Source organism: Micromonospora sp. NPDC048830 (assembly GCF_043198215.1).
Classification (GTDB): domain Bacteria; phylum Actinomycetota; class Actinomycetes; order Mycobacteriales; family Micromonosporaceae; genus Micromonospora.
This window is the reverse complement of sequence record NZ_JBICUP010000004.1, coordinates 155002-170211: the sequence shown is the minus strand read 5'-3', so window position 1 is coordinate 170211 and position 15210 is coordinate 155002. Positions and strand designations below refer to the sequence as shown.

9 protein-coding genes and 2 pseudogenes are annotated in these 15210 nt (G+C 76.4%); 8 read left to right on the top strand and 3 right to left on the bottom strand.

Translation table 11 applies throughout. The features are described 5' to 3' along the window. Window positions 1-277: 277 nt before the first annotated feature. Entirely contained in the window at window positions 278-4261 is a 3984-nt protein-coding gene (gene eccCa / locus ACGFIZ_RS06110; RefSeq protein WP_393416316.1) for a type VII secretion protein EccCa, read from the bottom strand. Between the two features lie 102 nt (window positions 4262-4363). On the opposite strand from eccCa, the gene eccD reads away from it, so the two are divergent. After that, complete coding sequence (gene eccD / locus ACGFIZ_RS06105; RefSeq protein ID WP_393416314.1) at window positions 4364-5767, top strand: type VII secretion integral membrane protein EccD; 1404 nt, start codon at window positions 4364-4366, stop codon at window positions 5765-5767. Window positions 5768-5927: 160 nt separating this feature from the next. On the opposite strand, the gene ACGFIZ_RS06100 is transcribed toward eccD, so the two are convergent. Continuing rightward, window positions 5928-6434: an inorganic diphosphatase gene (locus ACGFIZ_RS06100; protein WP_393416312.1), complete on the bottom strand. Its 507-nt coding sequence runs from the start codon at window positions 6432-6434 to the stop codon at window positions 5928-5930. A 428-nt stretch (window positions 6435-6862) separates the two neighbouring features. On the opposite strand from ACGFIZ_RS06100, the gene dacB reads away from it, so the two are divergent. The 5 genes and pseudogenes from dacB to ACGFIZ_RS06075 all read left to right on the top strand — a co-directional run bounded on the left by dacB (window position 6863) and on the right by ACGFIZ_RS06075 (window position 12695). After that, window positions 6863-8371: a D-alanyl-D-alanine carboxypeptidase/D-alanyl-D-alanine-endopeptidase gene (gene dacB, locus ACGFIZ_RS06095; protein ID WP_393416460.1), complete on the top strand. Its 1509-nt coding sequence runs from the start codon at window positions 6863-6865 to the stop codon at window positions 8369-8371. 89 nt (window positions 8372-8460) lie between these two features. Next, window positions 8461-9528, top strand: a complete 1068-nt coding sequence (locus ACGFIZ_RS06090; protein ID WP_347666818.1) for a zinc-dependent metalloprotease — start codon at window positions 8461-8463, stop codon at window positions 9526-9528. Between the two features lie 10 nt (window positions 9529-9538). Further along, window positions 9539-10279 (top strand): annotated as a pseudogene (gene tilS / locus ACGFIZ_RS06085) (tRNA lysidine(34) synthetase TilS); the annotation flags it as partial. Between the two features lie 297 nt (window positions 10280-10576). Beyond that, window positions 10577-10828 (top strand): annotated as a pseudogene (locus ACGFIZ_RS06080) (TilS substrate-binding domain-containing protein); the annotation flags it as partial. Between the two features lie 232 nt (window positions 10829-11060). Next, window positions 11061-12695, top strand: a complete 1635-nt coding sequence (locus ACGFIZ_RS06075) for a gamma-glutamyltransferase family protein (RefSeq protein ID WP_393416310.1) — start codon at window positions 11061-11063, stop codon at window positions 12693-12695. Window positions 12696-12957: 262 nt separating this feature from the next. Here the strand turns inward: ACGFIZ_RS06075 and ACGFIZ_RS06070 are convergent, their stop codons facing one another. Next, window positions 12958-13923: a GlxA family transcriptional regulator gene (locus ACGFIZ_RS06070; RefSeq protein ID WP_393416308.1), complete on the bottom strand. Its 966-nt coding sequence runs from the start codon at window positions 13921-13923 to the stop codon at window positions 12958-12960. 150 nt (window positions 13924-14073) lie between these two features. Between ACGFIZ_RS06070 and ACGFIZ_RS06065 the strand changes: the two genes are divergently transcribed. Together ACGFIZ_RS06065 and hpt are read left to right on the top strand one after the other, a co-directional pair. Then, window positions 14074-14211, top strand: a complete 138-nt coding sequence (locus ACGFIZ_RS06065; RefSeq protein ID WP_393416306.1) for a hypothetical protein — start codon at window positions 14074-14076, stop codon at window positions 14209-14211. Between the two features lie 101 nt (window positions 14212-14312). Continuing rightward, the gene (gene hpt / locus ACGFIZ_RS06060) at window positions 14313-14888 is read left to right on the top strand and encodes a hypoxanthine phosphoribosyltransferase (protein ID WP_393416304.1); all 576 of its coding nucleotides are present in this window, start codon (window positions 14313-14315) and stop codon (window positions 14886-14888) included. The last annotated feature ends 322 nt before the right edge of the window (window positions 14889-15210 follow it).

The following is a 15210-nucleotide window of genomic DNA, read 5'->3' as shown; positions in this document are numbered from 1 at the left end:
GGCCGCCGGGGCGGCGACGGGCGCGAGGCCGACGGCGTGGACCGCCGGGGCGGCGACGGGCGCGAGGTCGGCGGCGTGGGCCGGCGGCGGCGCGAGACCGGCGACCGACACCGCGACCACCGTCGCGCCGAGCAGCGCGCGGCCGGTGAGCCCTCGCCCCGTCGGCTGGCGGCCGTGCCGAACCCCAGTCACATCCCCGCCATTCGTCGCCGTGGACACATGCTGCTCGGAGATTACCGGTTCCCGCGTCCGCGACGGGACGAACCGCGAACAGCGGTCACTGCGGAGGCAGGTGGGCGAGCTGCACCAGCCGTACGCCCTCCCGCCGGGTGACCAGCCGGGCGCGGCCCGGGGGCAGCGGTCCGGGCCGGACCTGGCCGACCAGCGGCCCCTCCTCGGGGCTGCCGGCCATCACCAGCCCCGGGGTGGACAGCTCCTTCAGCCGCTGGAGGAACTGGTCGTACCCCCGGCCGGCGCCGCCGGCCCGGCGGGCCAGCACCAGGTGCAGGCCGATGTCCCGCGCCTGGGGCAGGTACTCCTCCAGCGCGCGCAGCGGGTTGACCGGGGCGCTGGCGACCAGGTCGTAGTCGTCGACCAGCACGAACAGCTCCGGCCCCGACCACCAGGACCGCTCCCGCAGCTGCGCCGGGGTGATGTCCCCGCCGGGACGCCTGAGCTGCATGTACCCGGCGGCCGACTCGACCAGGTCGGTGGTGTGGGCGGCGTCGATGCCGTACCCGATGTTGTGGTCCGTCTCGATGGCGCCGAGCAGGCTGCGCCGGTAGTCCACCAGGATGACCCGGGCCTGGTCGGGGGTGAACCGGCCGACGATGGTGGTGGCCAGCGCCCGCAGGAACGACGACTTGCCGCACTCGGCGTCGCCGAAGACCAGCAGGTGCGGCTCGGTGGCGAAGTCCAGCGCCACCGGCCGCAGGTCGGCCTCGGCGATCCCGATCGGCAGCGCCAGGCCCGTCGTCACGGTCAGGTCCAGCTCCGCGTACGGCAGCACGGGCGGGAGCAGCCGGACGGCGGGCGCGGCCGGGCCGGTCCACGCCGCGGCGACCGCCTTGACCAGGTCGGCGGTCTCCCCGCCCAGCCCGGCCAGGCGCGGCAGCGCGGCGAGGAAGTGCTGGCTGTCGGCCGTGATCCCCCGGCCCGGCGTCCGCTCCGGCACGCTCGCCGCGATGTTCCGCCGTACCAGCAGCGAGTCGGTCGGGTCGCCGAGGCGCAGCTCGACGCGCGAGCCGAACAGGTCCCGGACCGCCGGCCGGAAGTCCGTCCAGCGGTGGGCGGTGGCCACCACGTGCACCCCGTACGACAGGCCCCGGGTGGCCAGCTCGGTGACCAGGGGCTCCAGGTCCTCGTACTCCTTGCGCAGGGCGTCCCAGCCGTCCACCACCAGGAACGCGTCGCCGAACGGGTCGGTGGCCGGCTGCCCGGCGGCGGCGAGGGCGGCGCGCCGCTGCCGGTACGCGCCCATCGAGTCCACCCCCAGCTCGGCGAAGCGCCGCTCCCGGTCGGCGAGCAGGGTGACCAGCTCGCCGACGGTCCGCCGGACGGCGGTCGGGTCTGTCCGGCCGCTCACCCCGCCGACGTGCGGCAGGTCGCGCAGCGCGCCGAGCCCGCCGCCGCCGAAGTCGAGGCAGTAGAGCTGCGCCTCGGCCGGGGTGTGGGTCAGCGCCAGCGCGCAGACCAGCGTGCGCAGCAGGGTGGACTTGCCGCTCTGCGGGCCGCCGACCACCCCGACGTGCCCCGCCGACCCGCCGAGGGTCAGCCAGAGCAGGTCCCGGCGCTGCTCGAACGGCTTGTCGACGACGGCCACCGGCACCTGGAGCGCGCCGTGCAGCTCCGGGTTGGCGACGGTCAGCCCGCGCGCCGGGTCGGTGCCGACCGGCCCGAGCAGCTCGTCCAGGGTCGGCGCCTCGGCCAGCGGCGGCAGCCACACCTGGTGCGCCGGCGGGCCCTGCCCGGCCAGCCGGCCCACCAGCGCGTCGAGCAGGCTCTCCACGCCGGTCTCCGCCTCGGCGGGGGGCGGAGTCGGGGTGACCGGCTCCGGGACCGGCACGACGTGCGTGGAGAAAGCGAGCAGCCGGGGCGCGCCGGCCCCGCCGGCCCCCGCCGCGCCGCCCGTGCGGCGCAGCGCCCCGGAGACGTACGCGGCCTTGAAGCGGACCAGCGGTTCGGTGCCGAAGCGCAGGTAGCCGTGGCCGGGCGAGCGGGGCAGCTCGTGTGCGTCGGGCACCCCGAGCACCGACCGGGACTCCAGCGCCGAGAAGGTGCGCAGCCCGATCCGGTACGACAGGTGCGTGTCCAGCCCGCGCAGCCGGCCCTCCTCCAGCCGCTGTGAGGCCAGCAGCAGGTGCACGCCGAGCGACCGGCCGAGCCGGCCGATCTGCACGAACAGGTCGATGAAGTCCGGCTTCGCCGACAGCAGCTCGGAGAACTCGTCGCAGATCAGCAGCAGCGACGGCAGCGGGGCCAGCGGGGCGCCCGCCGCCCGGGCCCGCTCGTAGTCGCGCAGGCTGGCGAAGTTGCCCGCCCGGCGCAGCAGCTCCTGGCGGCGGACCAGCTCGCCGTTGATCGCGTCGACCATCCGGTCGACCAGGGGCAGCGCGTCGGCCAGGTTGGTGATCACCGCGGCGGTGTGCGGCAGCCGCTCGAAGGAGGCGAACGTCGCCCCGCCCTTGAAGTCGACCAGCACGAAGTTGAGCTGCTCGGAGCTGTGCGTGGCGGCCAGCCCGAGCACCAGGGTGCGCAGCAGCTCGGACTTGCCGGATCCGGTCGCCCCGATCAGCAGGCCGTGCGGGCCCATGCCGTCCTGCGCGGACTCCTTGAGGTCCAGTTCGATCGCGCCGCCGTCCGTGCCCACCCCGATCGGCACCCGCAGCCGGTCCCGCGCCGAGCGGGGCGCCCAGCCCTGCTCGGCGGTGAAGTTCTCCGGGTCGCCGATGCCCAGCAGCTCGGGCAGGCCCAGCTCGGCGTTGACCGGGGCGTCCGGCCCGCGTACGGCGGTGGCGAGCCGCAGCGGGGCCAGCCGGCGGGCGACCGCCTCGGCGTCGGCCGGCGCCAACCGGTCGGGGGTGCCGACCTCGGCCGCCCCGTCGGCGGAGTGCGAGTGCAGCCGGCCGCCGCGCAGGTCGAGCAGGAGGGCGTACCGGTCGAGCAGGCGGGGCGGCGGGGTGTCCAGGTCGACGACGGTGACCGCGTCGATGCCGCCGTCGCCGACCAGGTCGGTCGCGCCGGTGAGGTCGCCGCCGTCGAGCACCACCACGACGTGCGGGCCGTCGGTGGCCGGGCCGGCCGGGCTGAACCGCGACCGGCTGGACAGCACCTCGTCGAGCAGCCCCTCCAGCTCCACGGCGGAGCTGGTGACCAGGCGGACCGGGCCGAGGGCGTCGTAGCGGGTCGGGTGCTGGGCGTGCGGCAGCCACTTGACCCACTCCCACAGCGGTCGGCGCTCCGGGCCGGCGCAGACCGCGATCAGCAGTTCGTCGGGGGTGTGGAACACCGCGAGTTGGGCGAGTACGGCCCGGGCCAGCGCCTGCGCGTCCGGCGACCCGGTGCCGGGCCGGACGGTCCCGTCCGCCCCCTGCCGGGCCGGCCCGCCCCGCACGTACACCCGGGCGAAGCTGCGCAGCGACAGCGCCACCGGCAGGTCGGGCACGACCGAGTACGCGTCGAGGAACCGGCGCAGCGCGCCCGCGGTCATCGGCTCCAGCTCCTCCAGCGGCCGGGTGACCGGGGGAACCAGCGGGGTGGCCAGCGTCTGCGGCCCGACGCCCACCCGGACCACCGCGAAGTCCGGGTCGGCCGGCCGGCGCTCCCAGACCCGGTGGCTGTCGACGGTCGACCAGAGCCGCCCCGGGTCGGGGTGGCGGTAGTACAGCCCCGCCCGCTGCTGCCCGGCGGTCTGCCGGACCCGGCGGCGCAGCGTGGTGAGGTGCCGCAGGTACTCACGCCGGGCCGCCATCATCTCCGACTTCTTCGGCGTGCCCGACGCGCTGCCCCACGAGGTCACCAGCATCGCCAGCGAGGAGAGCCCGAACAGGCCGCCGACCACGTACGAGTACGCCCCGCCGCCGCGGCCGAACATCATCGCCATGGCCACCGTGCCGCCGAGCATGGGCAGCAGCATCAGCGCCTGCTGCCAGCGCCCGCCGGCGACGGCGGGGATCTCCGGCGGCCCGTCGACGGGCAGTTCGCCCACCGGGATGTCCGGCGCCGGACGCCGGGGCGGTCGCTTGACGACGACAGTGGACACTCGGCCTCCCCACAGCGCTCGGTAACCCGAGCCTGGCTCATCGTAGGTAAAGTCCTGTCGTCCGCGCCGTACCACTCCCCGCCTGACATTGGAGACACGTCGATGGCAACCGGGCTCGCCCGCGTCACGATCAGCGCCCCCCGGCGGCGGGTCGACGTCGCCCTGCCGGAGCAGGTGCCGCTGGCCGAGCTGCTGCCCGAGGTGCTGCGGCACGCGGGGGAGGGCCTGGCCGACGACGGGGAGCGGCACGGCGGCTGGGTGCTGCGGCGCGCCGACGGGGCCGCGCTGCTGACCGCCCAGGCGCTGCTGCCGCAGGGCGTGCGCGACGGCGAGGTGCTGCACCTGGTGCCGGCCCGCGCCGAGTGGCCGGAGCTGGAGTACGACGACGTGGTCGAGGCGATCGTGGACGGCGCCCGCCGCCGGGGCGCCGCCTGGTCGCCCGCCGCCACCCGCGCCGCCGCGCTGGCCGGAGCGGGGGTGCCGCTCGCCGTCGGGCTGCTCGCCCTGCTCGCCGCCGGGCCGGGGTACCGGTCCGGCTGGCCCGTCGCGGTCGCGGTGGCGCTGCTGCTCACGCTCGCCGGCACGGCCGCCTCCCGGGCGTACGCCGACGGCGCGGCCGGCGCGACCCTCGGCGGCTACGCCCTGCCGTACGCCGCCGCGGCCGGCGCCCTGGCCGTCAGCTCCGGCGACCCGGTCGGCCCGGTCCGGGCGCTGCCCTGGCTGGGGGCCCCCGAGCTGCTGGCCGGGGCGGTCGCGCTGCTGCTGGCGGCGGTCCTCGGGCTGCTCGGCGTGGCCAGCCGGGTACGGGTCTTCGTGGCCGGCGCGACGGTCGGGCTGAGCGCCGCCCTCGCCGCCCTGGGCGCGCTGGCGCTGCCGCCGGAGGGCGCCACGGCGGTGCTGCTGTGCGCCCTGGTGTTCGCGCTGGGCGCGCTGCCGCTGGTCGCCATCCGGCTGGGCAAGCTGCCGCTGCCGCCGATCACCCTGCCCGGCGACCCGACGCCGGGGGCGGCGGCGGTCCGGGACCTGCCGGACCGGGCCCGGGTGCACGCGGCGGTGGCCCGGACCGAGGAGATGCTGACCGGCATGCTGCTCGGGCACGCCGTGCTGGTGGTGGGGGCGGCGGCGGTGCTCGCCACGGCGGGCGGGCTGGCCGGACGCCTGCTCGTGGCCGTCGTCTCCGCCGTGCTGCTGCTGCGCTCCCGACTCTTCGTGGCGGTGCGCCAGCGGGTGCCCGCAGTGGTCGCCGGGCTGGCCGGGTATGCCCTGCTGGGCGGGGTGCTCGCCGCGGACTCCGGGCCGGCCGGGCGGCTGCTGCTGCTGGCCGCCGGCGGGCTCGCCGTGGCCCTGACCGCCGTGGCGGCCGGCACCGCCTACGCCCGGCGGCCCGTCTCGCCGTACGTCGGCCGGGCGGCCGACCTGGCCGACACCGCGCTGGTGGTGGCCGTCGTGCCGGTCGCCTGCGCGGTGCTCGACCTGTACGAACGGGCCCGGGGGCTGCTCGGCTGAGCGGCCCGGCGGGCCCGTCGACGTCAGGTGGTTTGCGGCGCGCTCGCACGCTCTCCGGCGGTCCCCGGCGCGCTCGCGCGCTTCACCGGCGGTCCCCGGCGCGCTCGCGCGCTTCACCGGCGGTTCGCGGCGAACGCTCGCGCCGCGCTCCCCGGCGGGCTCAGTGCGCGGACTCGCCGCGCTCTTCGGCCTCCTTGGCACGCCGGTACGACGCGCGGATCTCGGCCTCGGCCTCGACCCGGCCGACCCACGTCGCGCCCTCGACCGACTTGCCCGGCTCCAGGTCCTTGTACACCTCGAAGAAGTGCTGGATCTCCAGCCGGTCGAACTCGCCCAGGTGGTGGATGTCCCGCAGGTGCTCCTGGCGCGGGTCCTCGTAGGGCACGCAGAGGACCTTGTCGTCGCCGCCCTTCTCGTCCGTCATCCGGAACATGCCGATGGTGCGGCAGCGGATGAGGCAGCCCGGAAAGGTCGGCTCGGGGACCAGCACGAGGGCGTCCAGCGGGTCGCCGTCCTCGCCCAGGGTGCCCTCGATGAACCCGTAGTCCGCCGGGTACTGCGTGGACGTGAAGAGGGTGCGGTCCAGCCGGATGCGGCCGGTCACGTGGTCCACCTCGTACTTGTTCCGGTGACCCTTGGGGATCTCAACCGTGACGTCGAAATCCATCTCCCACGCTCCCTCGTTGCCCACGCTGGCTGACGGAAACCAGTGACGCCGCTCCCGTACGGGTGAATGCACCCGCGGGCTCCGGCCGCCGCATAGTGTTCGGACCGAAGTAGTGTCACCCAAGCTGTTTTCCACACCGGGAGGAGGGGGCCGTGGGGAGGGAAGATTCACACTACCGCCCGGAGGGGCTTGACGGACGGGAGAACGGACGCCCGCCTTCCGGGAGGGTGAACGGCCGTTTTCCGGTGCCCGGGGCCAATCTGCCCCGTAGGCCCGATCCCGCCGCCGCGCCCCCGGGCGGCGCCCTGACCGCGCCGAGCGACCTGCCACCGCCGCCGGCGTGGGCGCCCCCGGCCGGCCCGACGGCCGCCGACCGGTACGCCGACCTCACCGACGCCTCGCGCATCCCGGTCGACACCCCGCCCCCGGTGTCCGCCGTCCCGCCGCCGCCCGGCCCGCCGCCCGGCGTCCCCCCGACTCCCGCCCGGCGTCGCCGGCGGCTCCCGCTCGCCGTGCTGGCCACGGTGCTGCTGCTCGCCCTGGTCGGGGCCGGGTTGGCCGTGGTCCGGCCCGGCCCGGTGGCCGGCTGGCTCGGCGCGGACCGGGTCGCACCGGAGGCGGCCGCCGACGCCGCGGAGTCCGCCCCCGTGCCGGTGCTCGCCGGCGCGGACCCGGGCGCGCCGGCGCCGACCCCCGACGGGGTCCGCGCCGCGCTGGACCCGCTGGTCCGCGCTCCCGAACTCGGCGGTCGGGTCAACGTGTCGGTGGCGGACGTGGCGGACGGCGACTCGCTCTACGCCCGGGGCGGCGACGACGGCACCGTGCCCGCCTCGGTGACCAAGCTGGCGACCGCGGTGACCGTGCTGGCCGCCCGCGGTCCCAGCTACCGCATCCCGACCCGGGCGGTGGCCGGCACCGACCCGGGCGAGGTGGTGCTGGTGGGCGGCGGCGACCCGACCCTGGCGGTCGACGGCGACGGTTTCTACCCCGGGGCGGCCCGCCTGGACGACCTGGCGAAGCAGGTCGAGCACGCCCTCGGGGGTACGGAGCCGACCAAGGTCACCGTCGACTCCTCGCTCTTCCCCGGCCCGGTGCACGGGCCCGGCTGGGACTCCGACATCCCGACCGGCGGCTTCGGCGCGGCGATCACCGCGCTGATGACGGACGGCGCTCGTACGGACCCGGAGGCCGCGCGGAAGAACTTCGACGACATGCACGGTTGGGCGCAGCGGTCGGCGCAGCCGGACCTGGCCGCCGGACGCGCGTTCGCCAGGCTGCTCGGGCTCTCCGGGGACGCCGCCGAGGTGAGGCGGGGCAGGGCGCCCGCGGCCAACGGGGCCCCGGCCGGCACCGTCACGCCCGGCGCCGAACTGGGGCGGGTCGAGTCGCTGCCGATGATCCGGCTGGTCGACATCATGATCAGCGACTCCGACAACGTGATCGCCGAGGCGCTGGCCCGGCAGGTGGCGCTGGCCCGCAACCAGCCGGGGTCGTTCGCCGGCGGCGCGGCGGCCATGGACGCGGTGATCGGCGAGCTGGGCCTGCCAGCCGATGAGATCACCCTCTCCGACGCCAGTGGGCTGTCCCGGGACAACCGGATCAGCCCCTCCCTGCTCACCGACCTGGTCACGCTCGCCGGCAACGGCAGCCACCCCGAGTTGGCCGCCATCTTCGGCGGCCTGCCCGTCGCCGCCTGGTCCGGCACCCTCGACGGCCGGTACCAGGCGACGGGCACCACGGCCGGGGCCGGCGTGGTGCGGGCGAAGACCGGGACGCTGACCGGGGTGCACGCCATCGCGGGACTGGTCACCACCAGGGACGGGCGGTTGCTCACCTTCGCCGTGCTCACCGACGAGGCCCCGGCCGGCACCCCGGACGAGACCCGCCGCGCACTCGACCGCATCACCTCCGCCCTGGCCGCCTGCGGCTGCCGCTGACCCGATACGGGGCGAGTTGGCGGTGATTGGAGGCGGTATGGGCCTGATCGCCGGCCGGCGAGGTGTTCCGGCGCGGGTACGGTGGGTCCATGGCGCAGTTCGTCGACTGGGATCTGGCCGCCGCGACCGCGGGGGCACTGGGTAAGTCCGGCCCCCGGGTGTCGTACGCGGAGGCCACCGAGGTCGTCGCCGAGCTGCGGCGGCTCACCGACGAGGCGGCCGGCCACGTGGCCGACTACACGGGGTTGCACTCCCAGGTCCACCACCCGCCCGTGCGGGTGGTGGACCGGCGGGACTGGGCGGCGACCAACATCGCGGGGCTGCGCGAGGTGATCGCCCCGCTCGTCAGCCGCCTCGCGGGGGACAAGCGGCCCGGCCCGCTCACCGAGGCGATCGGCTCCCGGCTGACCGGGGTGCAGGCCGGCAGCGTGCTGGCGTACCTCTCCGGCCGGGTCCTCGGCCAGTACGAGGTCTTCTCCGGCGACCCGGGCCAGCTGCTGCTGGTCGCCCCGAACATCGTCGAGGTCGAGCGAAAGCTTCAGGCCGACCCGCGCGACTTCCGGCTCTGGGTCTGCCTGCACGAGGTGACCCACCGGACGCAGTTCACCGCCGTGCCCTGGATGCGGGCGTACTTCCTCGGCGAGGTGCAGGCGTTCGTGGACGCCTCGCAGGGCGGCGAGCACCTGCTGGAGCGGCTGCGCCGGGGCGTGGCCACCCTCTCCGATGCGATCCGGGACCCGGAGAGCCGGACCAGCGTCCTGGACCTCGTGCAGACCCCCGCCCAGCGGGCCGTGCTGGACCGGCTCACCGCGCTGATGACGCTGCTGGAGGGGCACGCCGAGTTCGTGATGGACGGCGTCGGGCCGCAGGTGATCCCGAGCGTCGAGCGCATCCGGGCCGCGTTCAACCGGCGCCGGGAGGCCGGCAACCCGCTGGAGAAGGCGGTCCGCCGGCTGCTCGGCGTCGAGGTCAAGATGCGCCAGTACGCCGAGGGCCGCAAGTTCGTCCACGGCGTGGTCGAGCGGGTCGGCATGGACGGCTTCAACAAGGTCTTCGGTTCGCCGCTCACCCTGCCCCGGCTGGAGGAGCTGGGCGACCCGGACGCCTGGGTGGCCCGGGTGCACGGGCCGACCGGCGCCACCCCCACCGTCGGCTGACCGTACGCCGATGGCCGCGCTCTCCCCGCCGGTCGCCGCGCTGCGGGCCGCCGTCCGCCGGGCGCTCACCGGGCTGACCGGGGACGGCCCGGTGCTCGTCGCCTGCTCGGGCGGGGCCGACTCGCTCGCCCTGGCCGCCGCCACCGCGTTCGTGGCGCCCCGGCTCGGCCGGCGGGCCGGGCTGATCACCGTCGACCACGGCCTCCAGGCCGGCTCCGACCGGCGGGCCGCCGACGTCGCCGCCTGGGCCGCCGGCGCCGGGTTCGCACCGGCGGAGGCGGTACGGGTCGAGGTCGCCGGCCGCCCGGGCGGCCCGGAGGCGGCCGCCCGCCAGGCGCGCTACCAGGCGTTGGTCGAGGCGGCCCGGCGGCACGGCGCTGCCGCCCTGCTCACCGGGCACACCCGCGACGACCAGGCGGAGACCGTCCTGCTCGCGCTCGCCCGGGGTGCCGGCCCGCGCGGGCTGGCCGGGATGCCGCCCCGGCGGGACCTGTCCGGGGTGCCGCTGCTGCGGCCCCTGCTCGACGTCGGCCGGGAGCAGACCCGCAAGGCGTGCGCGGCGCTCGGGCTGACGCCATGGGAGGACCCGCACAACACCGACCCCTCGTACGCCCGCGCCCGGGTCAGGGCGGAGCTGCTGCCCGCGCTGATCCGGGCGCTCGGCCCCGCGGTGGTGGACAACCTGGCGCGCACCGCCCGGCTGGTGGCCGCCGACACCGCCGCCCTCGACGACCTGGCCGCCGCCGCCCTCGCGGCTGGCCCGGTCGCCGTTTCGCCGCCGGTCGCCGTTTCGCCGCCGGTCGCCGTTTCGCCGCTGGCCGCCGTTTCGCCGCTGGCCGCCGTTTCGCCGCTGGCCGCCGTTTCGCCGCTGGCCGCCGTTTCGCCGCTGGCCGCCGTTTCGCCGCCGGTCGCCGTTTCGCCGCTGGCCGCCGTTTCGCCGCCGGTCGCCGTTTCGCCGCCAGCCGCCGAGGGCGAGCGGCCGGCCGGGGTGGGGGCCGGGGTTGACGGGGTGTCGGCGGAGGCGCTCACGGTGCGGAGCGAGCCGCCAGCTGGAGTGCGGGCCGCCGGCGGCGGGCTGTCGGTCGCGGCGCTGGCCGGGTTGGTGCCCGCGGTCCGGGCCCGGGTGCTGCACGCCTGGGCCCGGGAACTGGGCGCGTCGCCGGCCGCGCTGTCACACCGGCACGTCGCCGCACTCGACGCGCTGGTCACCGGCTGGCGCGGGCAGGGGCCCGCCCATCTTCCCGGCGGGATTCAGGTTGTCCGCCGCGCCGGCCGGCTGGTGGTCGACGGCGGGCGGTAGCGCGGTTGGCGGGGTCGCTGGCCCCGGGATACCGCCACATCGCCGACGTGGCGGCCTCCCCGGCCCCGCAACGCGCCACATCGCCGACGTGGCGGCCTTCCCGGCCCCGCAACGCGCCATGTCGGCGACATGGCGGGGTCGCCGGTGCCGGGTCACCGCTATGTCGCCGACATGGCGGAGCGCCTGCCGGTGCGGGCTCCCGCCGCCGCGCCCGGCGCGGTAGACATGGCGGATGGCGTACCCCCGACAGCCGCTCCACGCCCGGAACGGCGCGGTGGCGACGAGCCACCCGCTGGCCGCCGCGGCCGGCCTGGCCGCGCTCCGGCGTGGCGGCACCGCCGTCGACGCCGCGCTGGCCACCGCTATCACGCTGACCGTGGTGCAACCGCCGTCGAACGACATCGGCGGCGACCTCTTCGCCATCGTCTGGGACGGCGAGCGGCTGCACGGGCTGAACGCCTCCGGCCGGTCCCCGGCGGCGCTCACCCGCGAGGCGGTGCTCGCCGCGACCGGCGGCCTAGGCGCCGAGCCGGTGGACGCGCTCGGCGGCGACCAGGCCGCCGGCCGGGCCATGCCGGCCCGGGGCTGGCTGCCGGTCACGGTTCCCGGCGCCCCTGCCGGCTGGCGGGACCTGCACGACCGGTTCGGCTCCCTGCCGTTCGCCGACCTGTTCGCCGACGCGATCGGCTACGCCGAGCACGGCCATCCCGTGAGCCCCGGCGCGGCGGCGACCTGGGCGCGCGGGGTGGCGGGGCACGCCGGCCTCGCCGGGCCGGAGTACGCCGAATTCGGCCGGGTGTTCACGATCGACGGCCGGGCGCCCCGGCCCGGCGAGCGCTGGCGCAACCCGGACGCCGCCACCACCCTGCGCCGGATCGCCGCCACGCGTGCGGAGGACTTCTACCGGGGCCGGATCGCCGAGGCCCTGGCCGCGCACGCGGCCCGCACCGGCGGGCTCGTCACGGCCGACGACCTGGCCCGGCACCGGTCGACCTGGGTGCGCCCGGTCAGCGTCCGCTACCGGGGGCACGAGGTGTGGGAGCTGCCGCCGAACGGGCAGGGGCTCGCCGCACTGCTCGCGCTGGGCGTCCTCGACGGGGTCGACCTCGCCGCGTTCCCGCCCGAGGAGCGGCTGCACTGGCAGATCGAGGCGGTCAAGCTCGGCTTCGCCGACGCGCATGCCCACGTCGCGGACCCGGATTACGCGCGGGTGCCCACCGAGGCGCTGCTGTCCCCGGCGTACGCGAAGGCCCGCCGGGCCCTGGTCGGTGATCGGGCCGGCAGCCCCACGGCCGGCGACCCGGAGCGCGGCGGCACGGTCTACCTCTGCGCCGCCGACGCCCGGGGGATGATGGTGAGCCTGATCCAGTCCACGTACCTGGCGTTCGGCTCGCACGTGGTGGTGCCCGGGCACGGCTTCGCCCTGCAGAACCGGGGCCTCGGCTTCCGGCTCGACCCCGGTCACCCCAACGCGGTCGGGCCGGCCAGGCGGCCGTACCACACGATCATCCCCGGCTTCCTGACCAGGGACGGCGAGCCGATCGGTCCGTTCGGGGTGATGGGTGGGCACATGCAGCCGCAGGGGCACGTCCAGCTGGTCTCGGCGACCCTTGACGGAAGGCTCGACCCGCAGGCCGCGCTGGGCGCCCCGCGCTGGTACTGGCACGCCGGCCGGTCGCTGCTCGTCGAGCCGGAGTTGGCGGCCGAGCCCAGCCTGGTCGCGGGGTTGCGCGCCCGGGGGCACGAGGTCACCGTCGCCGACGAGCCCGCGGTCTTCGGGTACGGGCAGGCGCTGTGGCGGTCACCGGCCGGCGGCTACGTGGCGGGCACCGAGCCCCGGGTGGACGGCGCCGCCGTCGGCTGCTGACCCGGCCGTCCCTGTCACGGCTCCCGCCGTGCCAGCCCTTCTGTCACCGTGCCCGTCGTGCCCGTCGTGCCCGTCGTGCCCGTCGTGCCCGTCGTGCCCGTTGTGGCGCTGTGGCGCTGTGGCGTCGTGGCGTTGTGGCGTCGTGGCGTTGTGGCGTTGTGGCGTTGTGGCGCTGTCCGCTGTCCGCTGTCCGCTGTCCGCTGTCCGCTGGCCGCTGTCCGCTGGCGCTGTGGCGGCTGGTTTCGCAGGGACGGTCGCGGCATCAGTGCGCCCCGATGCGGTCGCGGAAGGTGGCTCGATAGGCGTTCGGGGTGGTGCCGACGCGGCGGGTGAAGTGGTGCCGCAGCGCCGCCGCGTCGCCGAAGCCGGCCCGCCCGGCGACGCTCTCCACGCTCAGCCCCGTCTCCTCCAGCAGCCGCCGGGCCAGCAGCACCCGCTGGTTGGTCAGCCAGTCGTGCGGCGTCGTTCCGGTCTCGGCGCGGAACCGGCGGGCGAAGGTGCGCGGGGACATCCCGGCCCGGGCGGCCAGGTCGTCGACGGTCACCGGCCGGTCCAGCCGCCCCATCAGCCAGGCGAGGACCGGCTCCAGCGTCGGCGCCTCGGGGGCCTTCGGGATGGGTGCCTCGACGTACTGGGACTGGCCGCCGTCGCGGTGCGGCGGCACGACCATCCGGCGGGCCAGCCGGGTGGCGGTGGCCGAGCCGTGCTCCTGCCGTACGAGGTGCAGGCACGCGTCGATGCCGGCCGCCGTGCCCGCGCTGGTGAGCAGCCGGCCGTCGGCTACGTAGAGCGAGTTGCAGCGCACCCGCGCGCGGGGGTTGCGGCGCTGCAACTCGTCGACGTGCCGCCAGTGGGTGGTGCACTCCCGATCATCGAGCAGCCCGGCCTCGCCGAGCACGAACGCGCCGGAGCAGACGCTCATGACGTACGCGCCCCGGGTGGCGGCCCGGCGCAGCGCATCCAGGACCGGGGGTGGAACGGCGGCGCCGTCCTTGCCGTGGGCGGGCACGGCCACCAGGTCGGCGTGCTCGATCGGCCCGAGGTCCGCGTGCGGGGTGAGGTGGAACCCGGAGCCGGTCTGCACGGGGCCGCCGTCGACGGTGCAGACGGCGAACTGGTAACCGGGGAAGCCGTCGGCGGTGCGGTCCGTGCCGAACACCTCCGCGAGCACCCCCAGCTCGAACGCGGCGACCTGATCCAACGCGACGACGGCGACCGAGCGGAGCATGTGACGAGGGTAACCCGCCGATTGGCAGGAAATCGATGCCCCGTGGCATTGCTGCCGCTGTCCGCCGGTTCGGGCGCCGCGCAGACTGGGTGCAGCCCGGTGCGCACCAGCGGCGAAAACCAGTCAAAGCCACGCGAAAGCGAGCTCGTCATGGAATTCCTGCTGCTCCTGCTCTTCCTGCTCCTCCTCGCGGTCGCCTCGGCGGCCGGCCTCGCCACCGACACCAGGGACTCGGCGGACTGGAAGCCCACCGAGGAGGGCCGGCGATGGGCGTCCCGCACCTGCTGACCCGATCCGCTCCCTTCGTACCGGAAAATCGTGGGCGGGGACGCGCCGAAAGGGGCGGCCCCGCCGACGGGGGGCATCCGGCGTACGGCAGGCTAGGAGCTATGGCTGACGGCTCCTGGTACGACGCCGACATCGACCACGTGATCATTTCGGAGGCGCAGATCCGCGACAAGACCGCGGAACTCGCCAAGCAGGTGTCCGCGGACTACGCGCACGTCGAGGACGGCCTCCTGCTCGTCTGCGTGCTCAAGGGCGCGGTCATGTTCATGGCCGACTTCGCCCGGGCGCTCGGGCGGCAGGGCCCGCCCGCCGAGCTGGACTTCATGGCCATCTCGTCGTACGGCCAGGGCACCACCTCCTCGGGTGTGGTGCGGATCCTGAAGGACCTGGACCGGGACATCGCCGGCCGGCACGTGGTCGTCGTCGAGGACATCGTCGACTCCGGGCTGACCCTGTCCTGGCTGCTGCGCTACCTGGAGTCCCGGTCGGCGGCCAGCGTCGAGGTCGTCGCCCTGTTCCGCAAGCCGGACGCGGTCAAGGTCCCGGTCCCGGTGAAGTACGTCGGGTTCGACATCCCGACCGAGTTCGTCGTCGGCTACGGCCTCGACTTCGGCGAGCGTTACCGCGAGCTGCCCTACGTCGGCGTGCTCAAGCCGGAGGTCTACGCGCGGGCGTGAGCGCGGCCGACGCGGCCGCGGACCCGCTCGGCCCGGCCCACGCCCGGCACGCGTCAAGCCGACGTTCAGCGCGCTCTCAGCCAACGGGACTACGGTAGGGGCCGGTGACGTGGAGGCTTTCTCCCTGCCCGACCCCTCGAACCGCGTGACCGGGCGGTCGGATGGTCGGGCGCGGAGCTCCCGGCACGCCGGCCGTCCCGGTTCGCCGTACGCGTAACTGCTGGGCTCACAAGCTCACATCTCGCGCACACGGTGTACCGTCGAATGACCGTGGCGCGGAAGTGACGCGCCCGGGGTCGAGGCCGGCCCGCACGGCGGCTCC